Genomic DNA, 19,239 nt, shown 5'->3' on the forward strand with positions numbered 1-19,239 from the left:
CCGGACGCACGGCGTCCAGGGCGGGAAGACTCAGCGCTAGCCCTTAGTTTTTTTCGACCAGCAGCGCCTCCAGCAGATCCAAATCGTGCAGCATCTTCTGCAGCGTCTCGTTACTGATCTTCTGGGTGGCGCGCAGGTGATACAGCTCGCCGCGTTCGGCGCGCAGCGCCGTCAGACGGAAACGACGCTCCAGATTCTCCACCTCAAGGATTTCGTCGGCGTTCTCCTTGGTCATCACCCGCCGCCGCAGACTGCCGATGACCCGCGAGCTGACCTCGGTCAGCAGCTGCGGATCGATGTTCTCCTCGGTGTCGGCCTCAAGGCGCTCCTGCATCTTCTTCAGGCTCTCAATGGCCACCTCGGCGCTGACGGACTTCGCCATCAGCTCCTCATCGCGGTAGGCCACGCCGTCGGTGATCTCGACGCCGCGCAGCAGCAGCGGCAGCGCCACCACCCCCACCAGCAGGGAGAACAGAATCACCCCGGCGGCCAGAAACACCAACTGATAGCGACCGGGGAACGGCGTACCGTCGGTCAGAAACAGGGGGATAGAGAGCACACCGGCCAGCGTGATGGCTCCGCGGACCCCGGCAAACGAGGCAATCCACAGATCGCGCATGCCGTAGGCGGCGAACTGCAGCGGATTGTGCTTAAAAAAGCGCAGGCTGATGCGCTTCATCCCCCATAGCCACAGGAAACGCAGCGCCAGCAGCAGCGCATACACCAGCACCACGTCGGCGAACAGATACCAGGTTTCGATATTGGGATCGCGATCGGCCTGGATAATCGAGTTCTCCAGGATCCCCGGCAGCTGCAGACCCAGCATGATAAACACCATGCCGTTGAACACGAACTCCAGCATCGCCCACACGCTGTTGGCGCGCAGGCGCATCGTCAGCGGCGCGTTGCGGATCACCCCGGACTGACTGATGGTCATCCCCGCCGCCACCGCCGCCAGAATACCGGAGACGCCGATATGCTCCGCGATCAAATAGCTGGCGAACGGCAGCAGCATCAGAAGGACGATCTGGGTCGCCGGATCATCTCCCGCCCAGCGACTCATCACCCGCAGGGACTTACTGTACAGCCAGGTGACCGCCGCGCCGGTCAACAGGCCGCCCAGCGCCACCTTCAGAAACTCCAGCGTCGCGCCGGAGACGGTAAACACCATAGTGCCCATCGCCACCGCGATAGCAAACTTCAGGGAGACCAGGCCGGAGGCGTCGTTCATCAGCGCCTCCCCCTCCAGCACCCCCATGATGCTCTTGGGGATCCGCCCCTGGCCGACGATACCGCCGAGCGCTACGGCGTCGGTGGGCGACAGCACGGCGGCCAGCGCAAAGGCCGCCACCAGCGGGACCTCCGGCAGCAGCAGGTGCAGAAAGTAGCCGACGCCAACCACGGTGATCAGCACCAGCACCAGCGCCAGCCCCAGGATCTCCCTACCGTGGTGCAAAAACTCCCGCGTCGGGGTTTTCCAACCGTCGGCAAACAGCAGCGGCGGAATAAACAGCACCAGGAACAGTTCGGGGTCAAAATCCACGTGCAGGCCAAAGTGGGGCCAGGCCAGCAGCGCCCCGATGGCGATCTGCATCAGCGGCAGCGGGATTTGAAACGGCAGCAGGCGAGTTACCACGCCGGAGAGCGATACCACCAAAATCAGGATCAGGATTGTGAAGAATATTTCCATGTTCTTTCAGACTCAATGCCAACAGGGCCAACAGGACTAACGCAACGCTTTACAAAATATCATCTTATGAATTTTGAGCCGAAGAGAAATCTACCCTGGAGGACAGAGATAACACTGAAAATGCACTGCGGTAGCGCCGCCGTTGATATTCGCGTCGCCCAGACAGCAGAAAAGCGCCCGCAGGCGCTTTTCCACAGGGGGAGAGTAACGTCGCTTAAATCGCCCAGCCACCGGCGTAAAACGCCACCAGCACCACCGCGATCACCACGGTACCGATGTTCAGACGGTTCCACTCTTTGGAGCACACGCGGCCGATCACCAGGGTGCTAAAGCCGAGCATGATGCCGGTCACGATGTTACAGGTCAGCACGATAAACACCGCGCACACCAGACCGGACATCGCATCGACGAAGTCGTCGAAGTCCAGCTTGGCGACGTTGCTCAGCATCAGCAGACCGACATACATCAGCGCCGGCGCCGTCGCGTAGCCCGGAACCAGATAAGAGAGCGGCGAGAGGAACAGGATCAGCAGGAACAGGACCCCGACCACCACGGCGGTCAGACCGGTTTTCCCACCGGCCGCGGTACCGGCGGCAGACTCGATATACACCGCCGCCGGCGCCGCACCGACCAGACCGGAGAAGATCGAGCTGACGGAGTCCGCGGTCAGCGCCTTGCCGCCGCTGATGATCTGACCATCTTTGTCCAGCAGGTTCGCCTGACCAGCGACCGCGCGGATGGTCCCGGTGGCGTCAAACACGGCAGTCATCACCAGAGCCAGCACGCTGGGCAGCACCACCGGCTGCAGGGCGCCCATGATGTCCAGGCTAAAGATCAGGGACTGGCCGTCGGCGCCGGCCAGGCTCGGCATCGCCACCAGACCGTGGTACTTCACGCTGGGATCAAAGATCAGGCCGACGATGGAGATACCGATAATCACCAGCAGAATGCCGCCCGGCACCTTCAGCTTTTCCAGACCGAAGATCACCGCCAGCCCCAGCAGGGACATCATCACAGGGAACGAGGTAAAGGCGCCCAACGCTACCGGCAGCCCCTCCAGCGGGTTTTTCACCACCAGGCCGACGCCGTTGGCGGCGATCAGCAGCAGGAACAGGCCGATACCGATACCGGTACCGTGGGCGATCCCCATCGGCAGATTACGCAGGATCCAGGTTCGAATCCCGGTCACCGAGATGGCGGTAAACAGAATACCCATCAGGAATACGGCGCCCAGCGCCACCGGCACGCTGATCTGCTGCCCCAGCACCAGGCTGAAGGCGGTAAACGCGGTGAGGGAGATAGCGCAGCCAATCGCCATCGGCAGGTTGGCCCACAGCCCCATCAGTAAAGAGCCGCAGCCGGCCACCAGACAGGTCGCTACAAACACCGCGCTCGGCGGAAACCCAGCCTTACCCAGCATGCCCGGTACCACGATCACCGAATAAACCATCGCCAAAAACGTCGTTAAACCGGCGAGCACTTCCTGGCGCACGCTGCTACCACGCACCGAGATCTTAAAAAATGTATCGAGTGATCCCCGTGACTTCCCTGCCGCTGATACCTGAGAAGAATCGCTAGACATGATGATGTCCTCTGAGTGATTTAAAAAACTTTTCTGTAACGTAATCGATTACGTCTGTTATTGCAGAGCGGCCAATAATGCTGTGTCTGCCCTCCGCCCCATTCGGCTGCCCCCGTGGGCAGCCGCTACTCCCTGCCACTACATCCTGCGACCAAATTCGGGTAAAAATGGGCCGGGAGTAAAAGGCAAACGATTATCTGGCCTAATACCTCGTCATTTCAACCCACAAACGCGACATTTTACGTTCGTTCGTACACTAAACGACCATCGACATAGGTACGATATATGGTGCGATCGTCGCCCAGTGTCATGGTGACAAACAGCTTATCCACCAAAGAGACCGAGTTGTCATAGCGCAGCTGTTGCAGCGGCGTCGCCGTCGGCTCCAGCACCACAAAGTCGGCCTCTTTACCGACCAGGAAGTTACCGATGCGATCGTCCAGCCCCAGAGAGGCCGCGCCGCCCAGGGTTGCCAGGTAGAACGCCTCATAGGCGGACAGGCGGCAGCCCTGCAGCTGCATCACCTTGTAGGCCTCGTTCAGCGTCTGCAGCATGTTAAAGGTAGTTCCGGCGCCGATGTCGGTGCCCATCCCCACCTTCACCCGCTTACGCCAGGCCTTCTGCAGGTTAAACAGGCCGCTGCCGAGGTACAGGTTAGAGGTTGGGCAGAAGGCGATCGAGGAACCGGTATCGCTCAGGCAATCCCACTCTTTTTCCTCCAGGTGGATACAGTGGGCGAACACGCAGTTCTTACCGGTCAAGCCGTACTGGTGATACACATCCAGATAGCCGTCATGGTGCGGGTACAGCGACTTGACCCAGGCGATCTCGTCGCGGTTTTCACATAGGTGGGTATGCAGATAGGTGTCGGGGTACTCTTCGCGCAGGCGCTGGGCCATCGCCAGCTGCTCCGGGCTGGAGGTCGGCGCAAAGCGCGGCGTCACCGCGTACAGCAGGCGGCCATTCTTGTGCCAGCGCTCGATCAGCGCCTTGCTCTGTTCGTAGCTGCTCTGTGCATCGTCCAACAGATAGTCCGGCGCATTGCGATCCATCATCACCTTGCCGGCGATCATGCGCATGTTGATATGGCTGGCGGCCTCAAACAGTGCATCCACCGACTCCGGATGCACGGTGCCGAACACCAGGGCGGTGGTCGTGCCGTTACGCAGCAGCTGCTTCAGGAAAAAGTTAGACATTTCGCGGGCGTAATCGAGATCGTTATAGCGCCGCTCGGTGGGGAAGGTGTGCTTGTTCAGCCACTCCAACAGCTGTTCGCCATAGGCCCCGACCATCTCGCTCTGCGGATAGTGAATATGGGTATCGACAAAGCCGGGCACGATCAGCTTGCCGCGGTAGTCCCGCACCCGGATCGATTCGGGAATACGCTCCCGCCCCTCTTCCCAGCTGCCGCACCAGTCCACTTTGCCGTTACGGATCAACAGTAGCCCGTCCTCAATAAAGCGCAGCGCGGACTCGACCTCCTGCGGATCGGTTACCGTCCGGGTGACATCCAGAATGCTGCCGCGTACTGCCTTGAGGGTATGTTCACAAACCATGATTAGCTCCTAATCAGCCAAGACATCGACTCAATCCATCTCTTCTTCGCCGCGTAACGGCTCGGCCACCGTATCCCTCTCTTCGCGAACCTCGGCCTTTTTCCGCATCGGGATCAACAAATTCAGGATGATAGCCGTCAGACCGCCGGCGCAAATGGGGTTCTCTACCAGGACATACAGCGAATCCGGCAAGACCCGGAATACGGCCGGATCGTACGAGACGCCTAGCCCCAGCCCAAGGGAGGTGGCGACGATGATGGTCTCGCGACGACGCAGGCCGTTGGAAATAATGATGCGGATCCCGGCGATGGCGATCATCGAGAACATCAGCGTCATCGCGCCGCCCAGCACCGGGGCCGGAATGGTGGTAAAAAAGCGCCCGATGACCGGAAACAGCCCCAGCAGCACCAGCATCACGGCGATCGCCCGACCGACATAGCGCGAGGCCACGCCGGTCATCTGGATCACCCCGTTATTCTGGGCAAAGGTGGTCAGCGGCAGCGACCCCAGGGCAGAGGCGATGACCGACACCAGCCCATCGGCCAGCACGCCGCCGCTCAGACGCGACTGATACTCCGGCCCTTCGATGGGGCGATTCGAGACCATCGCCGTCGCGGTGATATCCCCCACCGCCTCCAGCACGCTGAGCAGATAGATGGTGCCGGCCACCAGGAAGGCGTGCATATCAAAGGTAAAACCATACTTAAAGGGAACCGGCACGGTCACCAGCGGCAGGTCGCGCAGGGCGCTGAAGTCCACCATCCCCAGGCACAGCGCCACGATATAGCCAACGATAAGCCCGATGGCGATGCCGCCCATGCGCAGCAAGGGGTGACGCGCACAGTTAAAGCCGATAACCACCAGCAGCACCAGCAGGCCGACGCCGATGTTTTCATAGTTGCCGAACGTGCCGCTGCTCTTGGCGGCGAAGCCGCCGCCGAAGTCGATGATGCCGACCTTGATCAGGCTCAGGCCGATCATCAGCACCACCACCCCACTCACCGTCGGGGTGATCACCCGGCGCAGGTAGGGCAGGATAAACGAGGCCCCCACGACCAGGAAGGCGCCGACAAAGGAGACCCCCAGCAGGGTCGATATGATCAGCTCCTCATGCAGGCCATCGTGTTTCATGGCGCCGCCCAGGGCAATCATCACGGTAACAAAGGAGAAGTTCACCGACTGAATCGACAGCAGGCCGGAGCCGACGCAGCCATAGCGGTTCACCTGCAGCCAGGTGCCGACGCCGGAGGCGATCATCGCCATGGAGACCAGATAGGCGGTGATTTCGGTGGAGAGGCCCAGCGCGGTACCGACGATCAGCGCCGGTGCCACCATGGGGACAAAAATCGCCAGCAGGTGAGTCACCGCACCCACCATGAGCTGGTGAAAGGGCGGTTTATCCTCTAGCTGATAAATAAGATCGGATCCAGCACGCGGTATATCAGACATCCCTTTACTCCTTGGTAAATTTGATCATCTGATCCAATTAATAAATATCCGCCTACCGGTTTTCCCGCCGCGCGGCAAGGGGCGCCCCTGAGGGTGTGTTCCCCCTAACTCCGTCTGTGGCTGTGCAGTTCAGATATTCATTATCCAACGGCTAATTGAATCGTTGGCGCAGGGCCGCCCCGCCGGAGCGGCCCGCACGCGGTCTTACAGTTTTCCTAACGCGTTCAGTATTTTCTCCGGTGTAAAGTGCCATTCGCGCAGCCAAACCCCACAGGCGTCGTGAATCGCAGTCGCGATGGCCGGTGCTGCGCCGTTCACCCCGATTTCAGAGATCGACTTGGCGCCGTACGGGCCGACCTGATCGTCGCTCGGCACCAGGAAGGCGCGGAAGTCGCGCGGGATATCGCCGATCATCGGCGCGCCGTAGGTGCGCAGATCGCGGGTGATCGGACGCCCCTCGCGGTCATAGCGGATCGCCTCGCTCATGCTGTGGCCGATGGCGCGCATGGTGGCGCCATAGATCTGACCCAGCGCCAGCTCGGGGTTCACCGGGGTGCCGCAGTCCAGCAGGGCATAGAACTTGTCCAGCCGGATCTCGCCGGTGCGCACGTTCACCGCCACCTCGGCAAAGTTGGCTCCATAGGGGAAGGCAAAGTCCGGCGTAATATAGCTGGCCGTTGCCACCAGCGTACCGAAGCCGGTGCCGGTTTCCGCCTTGTGGGCGATATCGGCATAGCTCACCTCGCCACGCTTGCCGCGCACGATCCCCGGCGCGACCAGGGTGACATCCTGCCGCGGCTCGCCGATCATCTGCGCGCCGTGGAACAGGATCTTCTCGCGCAAATTCTCCGCCGCCTTTTTGGCCGCGTTGCCGGAGAAGCAGGTGCCGGATGACGCGTAGGCCCCCTTATCAAACAGCGCATGGTCGGTATCGCCGGAGATAACATGGATCTCTGACATCGGGCACATCAGCACCTCGGCCGCCAGCTTGTTAACCACCGTATCCAGGCCGGTACCGATGTCGGCGCCGCCGGAGTGCACGATAAAGGTGCCATCAGACTCCAGTTTAATCATGCAGTTGGCCTGATCGATGTCCGGAATGCCCGACTTCTGCATGATGATCGCCACCCCGCGCCCGATGCGCCAGTCACCCTCGGCCGGCTTCGGTGCGTCCCAGTCGATCAGCTCACGCCCCTTGCGCAGGATCGGCTCCAGCGCACAGCTGGCGGCAGAGGGGACCGAGGTCGGCATCTTGCCTTCGCCGATGGCGCCCAGGATCTTCAGCTCCTGTCCCTCATGTACCCGGTTGAGCTCGATGATATCCAGCAGGTCGATATCCAGCTGATCGGCCAGCTCGGCCAGCGCCATGGTCAGGGCAAAGTTCCCCTTCGGCGCCCCGTAGCCCTGATAGGCTCCGGTCGGGCAGATGTTGCTGTAATAGGTGGTGACCTGGAAATTGACGTTATCGCAGGGATAGAGCGGCAGCGACAGCGCCGGACCGTTACTCGGCACCGTCAGGGAATGGTTGCCGTAGGGGCCGGTGTTGGCGCGGAAGTCCATGTCGATGGCGGTCAAACGCCCCTCTTTGGTCGCGCCGATCTTCACCTTCACCTTGGCTACGTGGCGCGAGGTGTTGGCGATAAACTCCTCTTCACGGGTATAGCGGAAGTAGACCGGACGCCCGGTGACGCAGGTCGCCCAGGCGCACACCTCTTCCAGCAGGATATCCTGCTTGGAGCCGAAGCCGCCGCCGACGCGCTCCTTGATGATGTGGACCTTGTTCTGCTTCATCCCGACGATGCGCGCCACCTGGCGACGCACGTGCCACGGCACCTGGGTCGAGGCATGTACCACCAGACGATCGCCGTCCATATAGGTGTAGCAGACGTGCGGCTCGGTCGGACACTGCTGAGCCTGGGTTGACTCGTAGGTGCGCTCGATGACGACATCCGCCTGCGCGAAGCCCTGCTCCACGTCCCCAATGCGGCCGTGAACGCTGGCGGCGATATTGTCGTGCGGGCGCGCCCCGATCGGGAAGTTGATGATCATGTGCTCGCCGCGCTGCGCCGAGCCCCGATTCTGCACCTCCAGATCGCTCGGGGCCCCGTTGACGTACACGATGGGTTCGTCGTGGATCAGCGGCGCATCGTCGGCCATCGCCTCGTCGATGGACATCACCGGCCGCAGGATCTGGTATTCCACCTCGATCAGCTTCAACGCTTCCAGGGCGATCGCCTCGCTCTCCGCCACCACGGCGGCGACGCGGTCGCCAACGTGGCGCATCTTCTTGCCAAACATGCGGCGATCGAGCGGCGACGGCTCCGGCGCACTCTGTCCGCCGGGGGTGTAATAAACATCCGGGCAGTTCAGATGGGTGATGACGTGCACCACGCCCGGCAGCGCCTCGGCCCGGCTAACGTCCAGACGGGCGATCAGCGCATGGGGATGGGGACAGCGCAGCATCTTGATCACGCAGGCGTCCGCCGCGATGCGATCCTCGACGTAGCAGGGCTTGGCCTGCACCATCTTGGCCGCATCCACCTTCGGACAGTTTTTACCGACCACGCTCAGATCGTCGCGAAACTCGGGCGCCACCTCCATCTGATACAGCGGATCGCGCATCCGCGCCGCCGCCAGCGCCACCACCTGGTAAAACTGCTGGTAGCCGGCGTCGCGGCTAAACAGCCCGGAGAGGGCGTCATCGATATCCTGACGGCTCGGCGCCGGAATACGCTCCAGCAGATCGGTCAGGATCAGCGCCGCCGCCGGATCGTTATAGCCGGACTGCACCACGCCCACGTCGACCATCGCCTGCTGCACCGGGCTCAGCTGATTCCAGGCACCGAGCGATTCGGCGGTGCGTACCACCGCCCCTTCCAGCTGGGCGGCGATCAGCAGGGAGGCGTTGATCACCACCCCGTCGAAGATAATGGCATCGGAGCCGGCAAAGCCGAATCCATCGTCGCTGTTGCGAACAGAGTGCATGCCGAGTCCAAACAAGAGCTGCTGCACATTGTCGCCCGGCTGACACGCCAGCGTGCGCGGGGTGCCGTTCAGCGTAAAGCGAATTGTCATTTTGCTTCCTCCCTCATCTGCTGGCAGTCCGCCAACAGTTCAGCCACCACTACGCCCGCGATATAGCGCTTATACGCTTCGCTGCCGCCCAGATCTGCGCTCGGCGCGATCGCAGCGCTGACCGCCTGCGCCAGCGGCTCACCCTCAAGGGCCAGCCCCTCCACGTCGCGCAGACGCTGCGGGCGAGAGGCGACGCCGTCCAGGGCGATACGCCGCCCCCCGTCGCTCGGAAACGCGACGGCCGCCGTCACCACCGACCAGCCCGCCGCCGAACGGCTCACCTTACGGGTCGCGCAGCAGCGCAGGGGATCGTCGATGATCACCGCCGTTAACAGACGATCGTCCGGCGCAGCCAGATACTCCTCCAGCGCGATCGCCGCGCCGTCGGCGCTCTGCAGACGGGCGTCCAGCGCCATCAGCACCGGCGCCAGCACCGATTCGGCCTGGCGGGCCGCCAGCTCGCCGCCCAGCGTCGACTGGTTGCGCAGATGGCGTGAATAGACAAAGCCCAGCGCATCCTGCAGCGCCTGGGGCAGCCGCGCCGTATCGCGCAGCTGCTGCAGCGTCATCAGGGCGCCGAGGTGCAGCGCCCCGTCATGCCAGGTGACCCGATCCAACCCCAGCCCTTTCAGGGAGATAGCCACCGTCTTCTCGGTGCGCGTGGGCGTGGCGTTTAATTTACTTCCTCCGGCGAAGTAAACAGCCTGATCCTGAAAGCGGCGCTTAAGCTCCAACGCCTGCTCTACGGAGTCCGGCCGGAAAAATTGCTCAATCATGTTCCACCCTCTTTGTGCAAAACCGCACGGGCCAAAGCCCGCGCGGTTTTATGGTCTCAGTTCAGTGCATCCATACGCTGCCACATCTTGGCGGCGACCCTGCGGGCTTCGGCGTAAATCGGCTCGACGTCAAACGGGAACGCGCGATCCTCATACACCATCACCCCTTCGACCATCACGCTGTGCACGCTGGATGCGCCCAGGCCGAAGGCCAGATGCCCACCGATGTTCTGCGCCGCCAGCGGCGTCGGTGACGGGTAGTCGCAGATGGTCAGATCCGCCTTATAGCCCGCCTCCAGACGGCCAAAGCGGGCGCCAAAGTTACGGTCAAGCAGCTGGTTGCCGTTGTACAAGAAGCGAGTAAAGCTATCCGGCCACAGCGGGCCACCGGCGTCGCGGTGTTTAAAGAAGGCAAACTTCAGCTCTTCAAACATATCCGCGCCGATGCCGTCGGTGCCGAGCGCCAGATTGCGATACTGCGCCAGACGCTGGTTGTAGCCGACGTGGTTATTCATATTGGAGCGGGCGTTGTGCACCAGGAAGGCATCCTGCGCGTTGAGGATGCGAATGTCCTCATCGGAGAGATACAGCCCGTGGGCCAACAGGGTCTTATCGTTAATCAGATCATACTCGGCCAGGCGAACCACCAGATCCTGCCCATATTTGTCGTGGCCGTGGGAAACATCATAGCGATCCTCCGCCGCGTGAATATGCAGCCCGCGCCCGGTGGCGCGCAGGGCCTCTCGCAGCATATCCAGACCGGCGTTGGAGACGGTAAAGGGCGCGTGGGCACCGATGTGCGCCTCCACCAGGTAGGGCTCGCTCCCCTTCGCCTTGGCGTCGTCGATCAGGTGAGCGAAGCGGATATTCTCCTCTACTCCCGCCTGCAGCTCTCGGGTGCCACCGTTGCGATCGGTGGTCTCAAAACAGGTCATGCCGCGCAGACCGGCCTTCAGAAATCCCTGGCGCAGGGTCGCCAGAGAGCCGGCGATATAGTTGGGCGAGGCGTGATGGTCGATCACCGCGGTACAGCCGCTCTTAATCGCCTCCAGCGAACAGATCAGCCCGCTGTAGTACAGCGACTCCTCATCCAGCGCCCGATCCAGGCGCCACCACAGGTTCTTCAGCGTAGAGATAAAGTCCGGGCACGGCGCGATGTTGGCCATGATGCCGCGCGACAGACCGGAGTAAAAATGGTTGTGAGCGCAGACGATGCCCGGCATCACCAGACGCCCGTGCATCTCCTTAACTCTGGCCTCGGGGTACTGCGCACGCAGGTTGTCACCCACGGCGCGGATCTCCGCGCCGTCGATGGCGATATCGACCCCTTCCAGGACCCGCGCCGGCTCAAACTGTACGGCGGTGACGTTCTTCAGAATCAGCATGGTTATTCCTCCACCCGGCCCAGCAGATAGTGATGATGGCGATGAACGTGGCTGATGATGCGGCACATGTCGCTGAGCGCCGGCGGCACCTCGGCGAATTCGCCCACCTCGTCGATGCGCAGCTGCCAGATCTGCGCGTCCTGACGCACGCTCACCTGAGATCCCTCAACCAGGAAGCCGGGGTTGGTGCTGTTAGTAAAATCCTGCGCCAGGCTGAAGATGGTGATCTTGTCTTTGTAGGGTTTTCCCTGCCACGGACAGAACTGGGCGCAGTTGCCGCATTCGTTGCAGTAGGCGTCAATATGCAGGGTCTGGAAACGGTTCTGGAATCCCGGCACCGCGATAGAGACGTTGGCACGGTTCGGGCAGACATCCACGCACTTGCTGCACACGTAGTTACACTCCAGGCAGCGCTGCGCCTCCTGCGCCACGAAGGCGTCGCGGTCATCTTTGTCCACCAGCGTGACGGAGATCGCCCCTTTACGCTGGTAGATGCGCGCCGGATCGACGTTGTTCCAGTACTTATCGCCGTAGCTGCTCGCAATGCTCTCCCGCGCCAGAATCGCATCCGTCGCCCGGCGGGCGGTGCCGATGGCGGCCACGATGGACGAGGGGCCACTTTGCACGTCACCGATCAGGAACACGTTCTCACGCGTCGTTTCACCGCTGGCATCGCGTACCGCCGGCCAGCCGCTGTCGTCCAACGGAACCCCCATCGCCGCCAGGCGCTCGCAGTCGGCCTGCTCGCCGATCGCGGTGATCAGGGCGTCCATCTGCAGCGTCACGGTGCGCTCCGTCGCGACCGGACGGCGACGCCCCTGCGCATCCGGCTCGCCGAGCGCCATGACGCGCGCCACCAGGGTGCCGTCCTGCTCGAAGCGCTCAGGGTTGGTCAGGAACATGAATTTCACCCCGTCCTCCAGCGCCTCTTGATACTCCTCGCGGTAGGCCGGCATCTCATTTAGGGTACGGCGGTAGAGCACCGTGACATCGTCGACCCCCGGCACGCGCAGGGCGGCGCGGGCGCAGTCCATCGCCGTGTTACCGGCGCCGACCACCGCCACGTGTTTGCCCAGCTTCAGCGCAACGCCGCGGTTGTAGTCGCGCAGGAACGGCAGAGAGCGATAGACGTTGCGGTTGTCACCCTCCAGACGCACGCCGCTGTTCTTATCGGCCCCAACCCCGACCAGCACATAGGCGAAGCCCTGCTGCTGCAGCTGCTCTACCGTCAGCTGCGGATCGCAGCCGAACGCAAACTTCACGCCGTGATCGGCGACAAACTCGATATCGTGGGCGATCAGTTCGCCCGGGATGCGGAACTGCGGAATGATGTTCTTCACCACCCCACCGGCGTTGGCCTCGCGCTCAAACAGGGTCACCGGGTGCCCGGCGCGGGCCAGGAAGTAACCGGCGGAGAGCCCGGCGGGGCCGGCGCCGATCACCGCCACCGGGTGTTTGTTCCCAGAGCCGGCCGGCTTGTGCCAGCGCTGCTTGTACTCCTGCCAGCCGCGCTCCAGCGCCACCTTCTTCAGCTCGCGGATATTCAGCGCACTGTCATAGTCCAAGCGGGTACAGTTGTACTGGCACTGGTGATCGCAGATATGGCCGGTAATCGCCGGCAGCGCGTTACGCTGATAGATCACCGCCAGCGCGTCGGCGTAGCGCCCTTCGCCCATCAGACGGATATATTCCGGAATGTCCTGCTTAATGGCGCAGGCGGTGACGCAGGGCGCCACATAGCAGTCGGTCTGCGGCAGCGGACCGCCGGCGTCGATGCGATCGTCGGACTTCCACTGCTTCTGGGTGTACTCCATGCTGACGGCGCGGGCGGCCAGCGCCTCCAGCCGTGCGACGTCCACCTTCGGCATATCCCAGTATTCAGAGCGATCCAGCTCGCGCATGCACTCGGTCAGCCGCAGGTAACCACCCGGCTTCAGCAGGTCGGTCGCCATGGTGATCGGCCGGATACCGGTCTCAAAGATATCGCGGATGTTGAATTTACTGGCGCCGCCGGAGTAGGAGATCGGCAGCTCGCCGTTAAAGGCGCGCGACAGCACCGCCGCCACGTTGATGGAGAGCGGGAACAGCGCGCGACCGGACATGTACATCTCTCCGCCGGGCAGCGCCCCTTTATTGTTGATGGTGCCCAGGGTATTGGTCAGCTTAACGCCAAAGCTCAGCTGCTTCTCCCGACCCAGCGTCATCAGGCGCTTCAGCATCTCCAGCGCCTGCGCCAGCTTCAGATCGTGATCGAAGGACTCCTCTTTCAGCCCGATGTAGTCAAAGCCACAGGTATCAAGGATCTCGCGCACCCGCGCATAGCCCAACAGGGTCGGATTCAGCTTCACAAAGGTGTTCAGGTGCTTCTCTTCCAGCATGTAGCGGCAGATAGCTTCAATCTCGTCCGGCGGACAGCCGTGCATGGTCGACAGGGTAACGCCGTGCGCCATGTCCGCGGGAATACCCGCGGCCAGCGCCGTCAGACGATCGCGCCGCTCAGCCAGCCCCAGCCGGGACAGGAAGGCCTCGTCGCCGACCCAGCGCGCCAGGATGCGGCGGTACTCGGCAAACTTGGGATGCGAGGCAGAGTCCATCATGTCGTGAATAAACTGCTGCATCGGCGGCTGCTTGATGCCGTCGAGGTTATACCCCACGCTCATGTTGAAAATGAAGGATTTGGCCTCACCCTGGGTGCGCGGATCGAAGATCTCCTCCAGCAGATGCAGGGCGAACCAGGCTTTCAGATACTCATCGTGCGCCTTCAGCAGCGTGAACTCGGTGGACCATTCGGTGTTGAAGCACTCGTCTTCCGCATCGATACAGGGCTTATCCAGCTCCAGACGATCGAGGATCTGTACGGTTTTCAGCTCAATAAAACGACCGCCGGTCAGCCAGGAGACGATGATGTTTTGCGCCAGCTGGGTATGGGGGCCGGCGGCAGGGCCGATGGGGGTCTCACAGGTTTCACCGAACACCTTGATCAGGCGCTGATTATCCTTACGGTAAAACTGCTGCTCGGGAATACCAAAGATAGAGCGGCTTTGATGGTATTCATCAAAAATGCGCGTCAGAAGCTCCTCAAACGGAACGGGACGCATAATATCACCCATGACTCTCTCCTTGCTGCGACATAACGCTGATATCGATTTACCGGGGTACGTCCCGCGCACACCGGCGGCTACCCAGATATCAGCAACAATCACGCCAGATATTTATTCCTATTCCTTGGATGATAAAAATCGTGAGTAATATCTAATTGTTTTATCTATTTGTGAAATAGCTCACACGAGCCAAATGAGAATATAAATCAATAAACCACAGCGGCCTCCGCGCCGCTTATTCAGCGACGGTGAGATTATCAAAAAAAGAGAGGCCGTATCACTTTGATATGCGAATTTTGCGATAATTATTTTAACTGTGAACGCAATCGCTTAAATATAAAAAGCAAATACCTTACTTACCCAATAGCAATTGATAGGCCTGCGGCGTATCGACATCCAGAATAATTTCAGGCGTATTTATATCAAGATAACGATAATCCTTTGCTAACAAATATTCACGCATGCTGCGCTGGGGATAACGCTGTCCAGCCTGCGGCAGCAGCGCACGCGGCAACAGCACAGGATGGCCGGGCGTCCCCCGATAGCGCGGCATCAGGGCATAGGGGCCGCGCCGCTGCCACAGGCGGGAAAACAGCGCCGGCGTCAGACAGGGAATATCGCCGTGGCTAATAAAACAGTAGTCGCTTCGCACCGCCGCCGCGCCGCAGCGAACGGAGGAAAATAACCCACTGCGATAATCGGGATTAACCACCGTGCGAATTCTTGGATGATCTCCGTAGCGTTGCAGCAATTCGTCTGCGCGAAAGCCAACGACCAATATAATTTGCTGACAAAACCCCAATGCGTTATTAATACTGGCATCCAGAAGGGTGCCACCGCGATAGGGCAGCATCATTTTCCACTGTCCCATCCGCGAAGAGAGCCCCGCGGCGGTAATGATCCCCTCTACCGCCTCGGGAATAATATTCTCTGTTAGCTGCATCATTCTATTTTTCCACTGGATTAGGAGCATTAGCGCTGCGCCCTGTCGGCATCATGATGGCAATTGCAGCCCGTTGACATCGACGCCGAGCTCCGCCGCCGGACACGGCGCGCGGATACAACGCGATGAATAAAAATGGCCGCGGGGCACCGGTTCTATTAATAGCACATATGCCGAACACCATGATACCCGAACTGCAGGAGGTGCTAAGGGACCGCCATGCGAAGCCCGGCCCACTGCTGATAAGCCTGATCGGCGCCGGCGGAAAAACCAGCGCCCTGCGCTGGCTGGCGCACGCCTTTGCCGAGCGCGGCCTGCGGGTGATGGTCACCACCACCACCCGCATGTATCTGCCGGATACCCTCCCCACGCTGTTTTGCCGCCATCCGGCCGCCCTCCCCGCCGCGGCGCTGCGCTCGGCGATCACCGCCTGCTTCGCCGCCTGGGACCCTGCTCTGGGTAAGGTGCAAGGCTTTACCCCGGCCCAGATCGATACCCTGTCCCAGCGCAGCCTGGTCGATGTGATCCTGGTCGAGGCCGATGGCGCCCACCGCCTGCCGCTGAAGGCGCCGGCGGGGCACGAACCTTGCATCCCTGAGCGTAGCCACTGCGTGATTGCCGTCAGCGGGGGACAAACGTTAGGGCATCCGGTCGGCGAGCGCTGTGTACACCGTTGGCCGCTGTTCGCCGCCCACAGCGGCCTGACAGAGGGCGAGTGCCTGGATATGACGGCGATGGGCCGCTTTATCCGCCACCCGCAGGGGATGTTCAAAGGCACCCCGGCCACGGCGCGCAGGGTCTGGCTGATCAACCGATTTTATCAATCTGATAACGTCACGGACGCCAGCCTGTATGCCCTGCTGAACGACGGGACGCTGGACGCCATCTGGCTCGGCGCCGTCCGTGAACAGCCCCCGATTACGCGCATTCTGCAGCGCCATGACAACAACGATACCCGCGCCGGCCCGCCGCCGCGCCGGGAATAACAACAAGGCAGTCGACATTGAGGTCGTTATGAATATCTTTGCACAAGCTGCGAAACTCGAGGAACAAAACCGCCCGTTTGCCATGGCTCAAATCATCGAGAGCCGTGGCTCCACGCCGCGTCATTCGGCACAGATGCTGGTACTGAAAGACGGCGGCATCATCGGCACCATCGGCGGAGGCATGATCGAACGGCTGGTCATTGAGCAGGCCATGCTGGCGCTGGCCGAGCGCAAGCCGCGCGTATTCCACGGCCGCATGGCGCGCAGCGGCCAGGACGCCGTCGGCTCCGACTGCGGCGGCGCCATGTCGGTCTATATCGACGTTCACGGCCTGCGCCCGCGCCTGGTGCTGATCGGCGCCGGCCACGTCAACCGCGCCATCGCCCACGCCGCCGCCTCGCTGGGCTTTGACATCCACGTCGCCGATACCTACCAAGACAGCCTGGATCCCGCGCTGTTTCCCGCCGGCACCCGCCTGCACCACGGTGATAATTTCACTAAACTTATCAATGAAATGCAGATAGAAGAAGAGAGCTTTGTCATCATCGCCACCAACAGTCAGGACAAAGAGGCGCTCGACTGCCTGATCGATAAACCCCTGAACTACCTCGGCCTGCTGGGAAGCCGTCGCAAGGTACAGACCTTCTGCCAGCAGCTGCGCCAGAGCGGCACGGACGAAGCGCAGCTGGCGCGTCTGCATGCCCCCATCGGCTATAACATCGGCGCCGAAACGCCGGAGGAGATCGCCATCAGCATTCTGGCCGAGGTGCTGCAGATCAAAAACCGCGCCGCCGGCGGCCTGATGAAACAGAATATCCGTCTGCAGCGCAATCGCCTGGTGGCGATCCGCGGCGCCGGCGATATCGCCACCGGCGTCGCGCTGAGGCTGTACCACGCCGGGTTTCAGGTACTGATGCTGGAGGTCGCCAAGCCGACGGTGATCCGCCGCAGCGTCGCCTTTGCCCAGGCCGTCTTCGACGGGGAGAGCACGGTCGAAGGCGTCACCGCCCGCCGCGCCGACGGCGCCGAGCAGGCCTTCAGCCTAATCGAGCAGGGGATCATCCCGGTGCTGGTCGATCCGCAGTGCCTCACGCTGGCGGCGCTGCAGCCCCACTATCTGGTCGATGCCATTCTGGCCAAGCAAAACCTGGGCACCCGCCGCGATATGGCCCCGGTGACCGTCGCCCTCGGCCCCGGCTTCGAGGCGGGCCAAGACTGCGACGCGGTGATCGAAACCAACCGTGGACACCACCTTGGGCGGGTGATCTACCGCGGCTTTGCCCAGGCCAATACCGGGATCCCGGGCAACATTAATGGCCACACCACCCGCCGGGTGATCCGCGCCCCGCACGCTGGCATCATGCACTGCTGCGTTAAGCTGGGCGATCTGGTCAACGAGGGCGATATCATCGCCCATATCGATACGACGCCGGTGGTCTCCCCGCTGCAGGGGATGGTACGCGGCCTGCTGAGCGAGGGGCTGGAGGTCAGCGCCGGGTTTAAAATCGGCGACGTCGATCCGCGCGGAGCGCAGGCCGACTACACCACCGTCTCCGATAAGGCGCGCGCCATCGGCGGCGCGGTGCTAGAGGCGATGATGAAGCTGAGCCCGCGCCCCTAGTGTGCGTTCGGACCGTCAGACAGTAAAAAGGGGCGCCAAGCGCCCCTTTAGATTTTCCCTGCGGTTACTGACACACCACGGTGCCGGTTTTCCCCTCGATCCCCTCTTTGGCTTTATCCAGTACGGTGATCAGCGCCTCGCGCCCCGGACGGGTGCGCGCAAAGGAGAGCGCAGCCTCCACCTTCGGCAGCATGGAGCCCTTGGCAAAGTGCCCCTCATCGATAAAGCGCTGGGCGTCCGTCAGGCTCAGGCGATCGAGCCACTGCTGGTTCGGCTTACCAAAGTTGATGGCGACCTTCTCCACCGCCGTCAAGATGATCAGCATGTCGGCGTCGATCATCTCCGCCAGCTTGGCGCTGGCCCAGTCCTTGTCGATCACCGCGCTGGCGCCGCGCAGGTGATTGCCCTCGCGGATCACCGGGATCCCGCCGCCGCCGACGGTGATCACCACCTGGCCGGCGTTGATCATCGCCTTAACGGTCTCTTTCTCAATAATGTCCACCGGCTTCGGCGAGGCGACAACGCGGCGATAGCCGCGCCCAGCGTCCTCTTTCATGTTGTAGCCATTGCGCGTCAGCAGCTCCGCCTCCTGCTGCGTAAAGAAGGAGCCGATCGGCTTGGTCGGATTGAGGAAGGCCGGATCGTTTCCATCGACCTCCACCTGGGTGATCAGCGTCGCCACCGGCGTCTGCATGCCGCGATCCCGCAGCTCCTCGCGCAGCGCGTTCTGCAGATCGTAGCCGATGTACCCCTGACTGAGCGCGACGCAGACCGACATCGGCAGCATCGGCGTATGGGCCTCGGTTTTCGCCGCCGCCTCAAACGCCTGGTTGATCATCCCCACCTGCGGACCGTTACCGTGGGTGACCACCACCTGGTGCCCCTGCGCTATCAAATCGACAATCGCCCGCGCCGTGGTCTTCACCGCCTTCATCTGCTCGGCCAGCCCCTCGCCCAGTGCGTTTCCCCCCAGCGCGAGCACGATTTTTTTCTTCATCATATCCTCACTCGTATGTTGTTGGACCGGACTGCATCCCGTCGCGCAAGCTTCCCGGCGGTATGCGGGCGCAGCCGT

The 19,239-nt window shown here is 61.9% G+C and carries 12 protein-coding genes; 2 read left to right on the forward strand and 10 right to left on the reverse strand.

Annotated elements, in window-relative coordinates; translation table 11 throughout:
- Positions 1 to 43 precede the first annotated feature (43 nt).
- The 9 genes from BRD58_RS16300 to BRD58_RS16340 all read right to left on the reverse strand — a co-directional run bounded on the left by BRD58_RS16300 (position 44) and on the right by BRD58_RS16340 (position 15,560).
- On the reverse strand, positions 44 to 1,690 hold the full coding sequence (locus BRD58_RS16300; protein WP_012849972.1) for a Na+/H+ antiporter: 1,647 nt from the start codon (positions 1,688 to 1,690) through the stop codon (positions 44 to 46).
- Positions 1,691 to 1,904: 214 nt separating this feature from the next.
- Positions 1,905 to 3,272, reverse strand: a complete 1,368-nt coding sequence (locus tag BRD58_RS16305; protein WP_015462390.1) for an NCS2 family permease — start codon at positions 3,270 to 3,272, stop codon at positions 1,905 to 1,907.
- A gap of 239 nt (positions 3,273 to 3,511) precedes the next feature.
- Positions 3,512 to 4,828 carry a guanine deaminase gene (gene guaD / locus BRD58_RS16310; protein ID WP_012849974.1) on the reverse strand — a complete coding sequence of 439 codons (1,317 nt, stop codon included), beginning with the start codon at positions 4,826 to 4,828 and terminating at the stop codon, positions 3,512 to 3,514.
- 30 nt (positions 4,829 to 4,858) lie between these two features.
- Positions 4,859 to 6,277: a nucleobase:cation symporter-2 family protein gene (locus BRD58_RS16315; RefSeq protein WP_015462391.1), complete on the reverse strand. Its 1,419-nt coding sequence runs from the start codon at positions 6,275 to 6,277 to the stop codon at positions 4,859 to 4,861.
- 204 nt (positions 6,278 to 6,481) lie between these two features.
- On the reverse strand, positions 6,482 to 9,352 hold the full coding sequence (locus BRD58_RS16320; protein WP_073383769.1) for a molybdopterin-dependent oxidoreductase Mo/Fe-S-binding subunit: 2,871 nt from the start codon (positions 9,350 to 9,352) through the stop codon (positions 6,482 to 6,484).
- On the reverse strand, positions 9,349 to 10,128 hold the full coding sequence (gene ygfM / locus BRD58_RS16325) for a molybdopterin-dependent oxidoreductase FAD-binding subunit (RefSeq protein WP_073383774.1): 780 nt from the start codon (positions 10,126 to 10,128) through the stop codon (positions 9,349 to 9,351). Before ygfM ends, BRD58_RS16320 begins: the two co-directional genes overlap by 4 nt.
- A gap of 56 nt (positions 10,129 to 10,184) precedes the next feature.
- Positions 10,185 to 11,513: a putative aminohydrolase SsnA gene (gene ssnA, locus BRD58_RS16330; RefSeq protein ID WP_012849978.1), complete on the reverse strand. Its 1,329-nt coding sequence runs from the start codon at positions 11,511 to 11,513 to the stop codon at positions 10,185 to 10,187.
- Between the two features lie 2 nt (positions 11,514 to 11,515).
- Positions 11,516 to 14,623, reverse strand: a complete 3,108-nt coding sequence (ygfK, locus tag BRD58_RS16335) for a putative selenate reductase subunit YgfK (protein WP_069579437.1) — start codon at positions 14,621 to 14,623, stop codon at positions 11,516 to 11,518.
- Between the two features lie 343 nt (positions 14,624 to 14,966).
- Positions 14,967 to 15,560 (reverse strand): NTP transferase domain-containing protein, encoded by a 594-nt coding sequence (locus BRD58_RS16340; RefSeq protein ID WP_012849980.1) that lies wholly within the window; start codon positions 15,558 to 15,560, stop codon positions 14,967 to 14,969.
- A 179-nt stretch (positions 15,561 to 15,739) separates the two neighbouring features.
- Between BRD58_RS16340 and yqeC the strand changes: the two genes are divergently transcribed.
- The gene (yqeC, locus tag BRD58_RS16345) at positions 15,740 to 16,543 is read left to right on the forward strand and encodes a selenium cofactor biosynthesis protein YqeC (protein WP_236721611.1); all 804 of its coding nucleotides are present in this window, start codon (positions 15,740 to 15,742) and stop codon (positions 16,541 to 16,543) included.
- A 28-nt stretch (positions 16,544 to 16,571) separates the two neighbouring features.
- Entirely contained in the window at positions 16,572 to 18,164 is a 1,593-nt protein-coding gene (yqeB, locus tag BRD58_RS16350) for a selenium-dependent molybdenum cofactor biosynthesis protein YqeB (RefSeq protein WP_012849983.1), read from the forward strand.
- A 64-nt stretch (positions 18,165 to 18,228) separates the two neighbouring features.
- On the opposite strand, the gene arcC is transcribed toward yqeB, so the two are convergent.
- On the reverse strand, positions 18,229 to 19,161 hold the full coding sequence (gene arcC, locus BRD58_RS16355) for a carbamate kinase (protein ID WP_012849984.1): 933 nt from the start codon (positions 19,159 to 19,161) through the stop codon (positions 18,229 to 18,231).
- Positions 19,162 to 19,239: the final 78 nt, after the last annotated feature.

The sequence above is a fragment of the Edwardsiella piscicida genome (genome assembly GCF_001896205.1).
GTDB classification, from domain to species: domain Bacteria; phylum Pseudomonadota; class Gammaproteobacteria; order Enterobacterales; family Enterobacteriaceae; genus Edwardsiella; species Edwardsiella piscicida.

What these genes read in the sequence shown, in the direction of transcription:
- BRD58_RS16300 (WP_012849972.1), bottom strand. Translation starts at nt 1,690, where the DNA reads ATGGAAATATTCTTCACAATCCTGATCCTGATTTTGGTGGTATCGCTC.
- BRD58_RS16305 (WP_015462390.1), bottom strand. Translation starts at nt 3,272, where the DNA reads ATGTCTAGCGATTCTTCTCAGGTATCAGCGGCAGGGAAGTCACGGGGA.
- guaD (WP_012849974.1), bottom strand. Translation starts at nt 4,828, where the DNA reads ATGGTTTGTGAACATACCCTCAAGGCAGTACGCGGCAGCATTCTGGAT.
- BRD58_RS16315 (WP_015462391.1), bottom strand. Translation starts at nt 6,277, where the DNA reads ATGTCTGATATACCGCGTGCTGGATCCGATCTTATTTATCAGCTAGAG.
- BRD58_RS16320 (WP_073383769.1), bottom strand. Translation starts at nt 9,352, where the DNA reads ATGACAATTCGCTTTACGCTGAACGGCACCCCGCGCACGCTGGCGTGT.
- ygfM (WP_073383774.1), bottom strand. Translation starts at nt 10,128, where the DNA reads ATGATTGAGCAATTTTTCCGGCCGGACTCCGTAGAGCAGGCGTTGGAG.
- ssnA (WP_012849978.1), bottom strand. Translation starts at nt 11,513, where the DNA reads ATGCTGATTCTGAAGAACGTCACCGCCGTACAGTTTGAGCCGGCGCGG.
- ygfK (WP_069579437.1), bottom strand. Translation starts at nt 14,623, where the DNA reads ATGGGTGATATTATGCGTCCCGTTCCGTTTGAGGAGCTTCTGACGCGC.
- BRD58_RS16340 (WP_012849980.1), bottom strand. Translation starts at nt 15,560, where the DNA reads ATGATGCAGCTAACAGAGAATATTATTCCCGAGGCGGTAGAGGGGATC.
- yqeC (WP_236721611.1), top strand. Translation starts at nt 15,740, where the DNA reads ATGATACCCGAACTGCAGGAGGTGCTAAGGGACCGCCATGCGAAGCCC.
- yqeB (WP_012849983.1), top strand. Translation starts at nt 16,572, where the DNA reads ATGAATATCTTTGCACAAGCTGCGAAACTCGAGGAACAAAACCGCCCG.
- arcC (WP_012849984.1), bottom strand. Translation starts at nt 19,161, where the DNA reads ATGAAGAAAAAAATCGTGCTCGCGCTGGGGGGAAACGCACTGGGCGAG.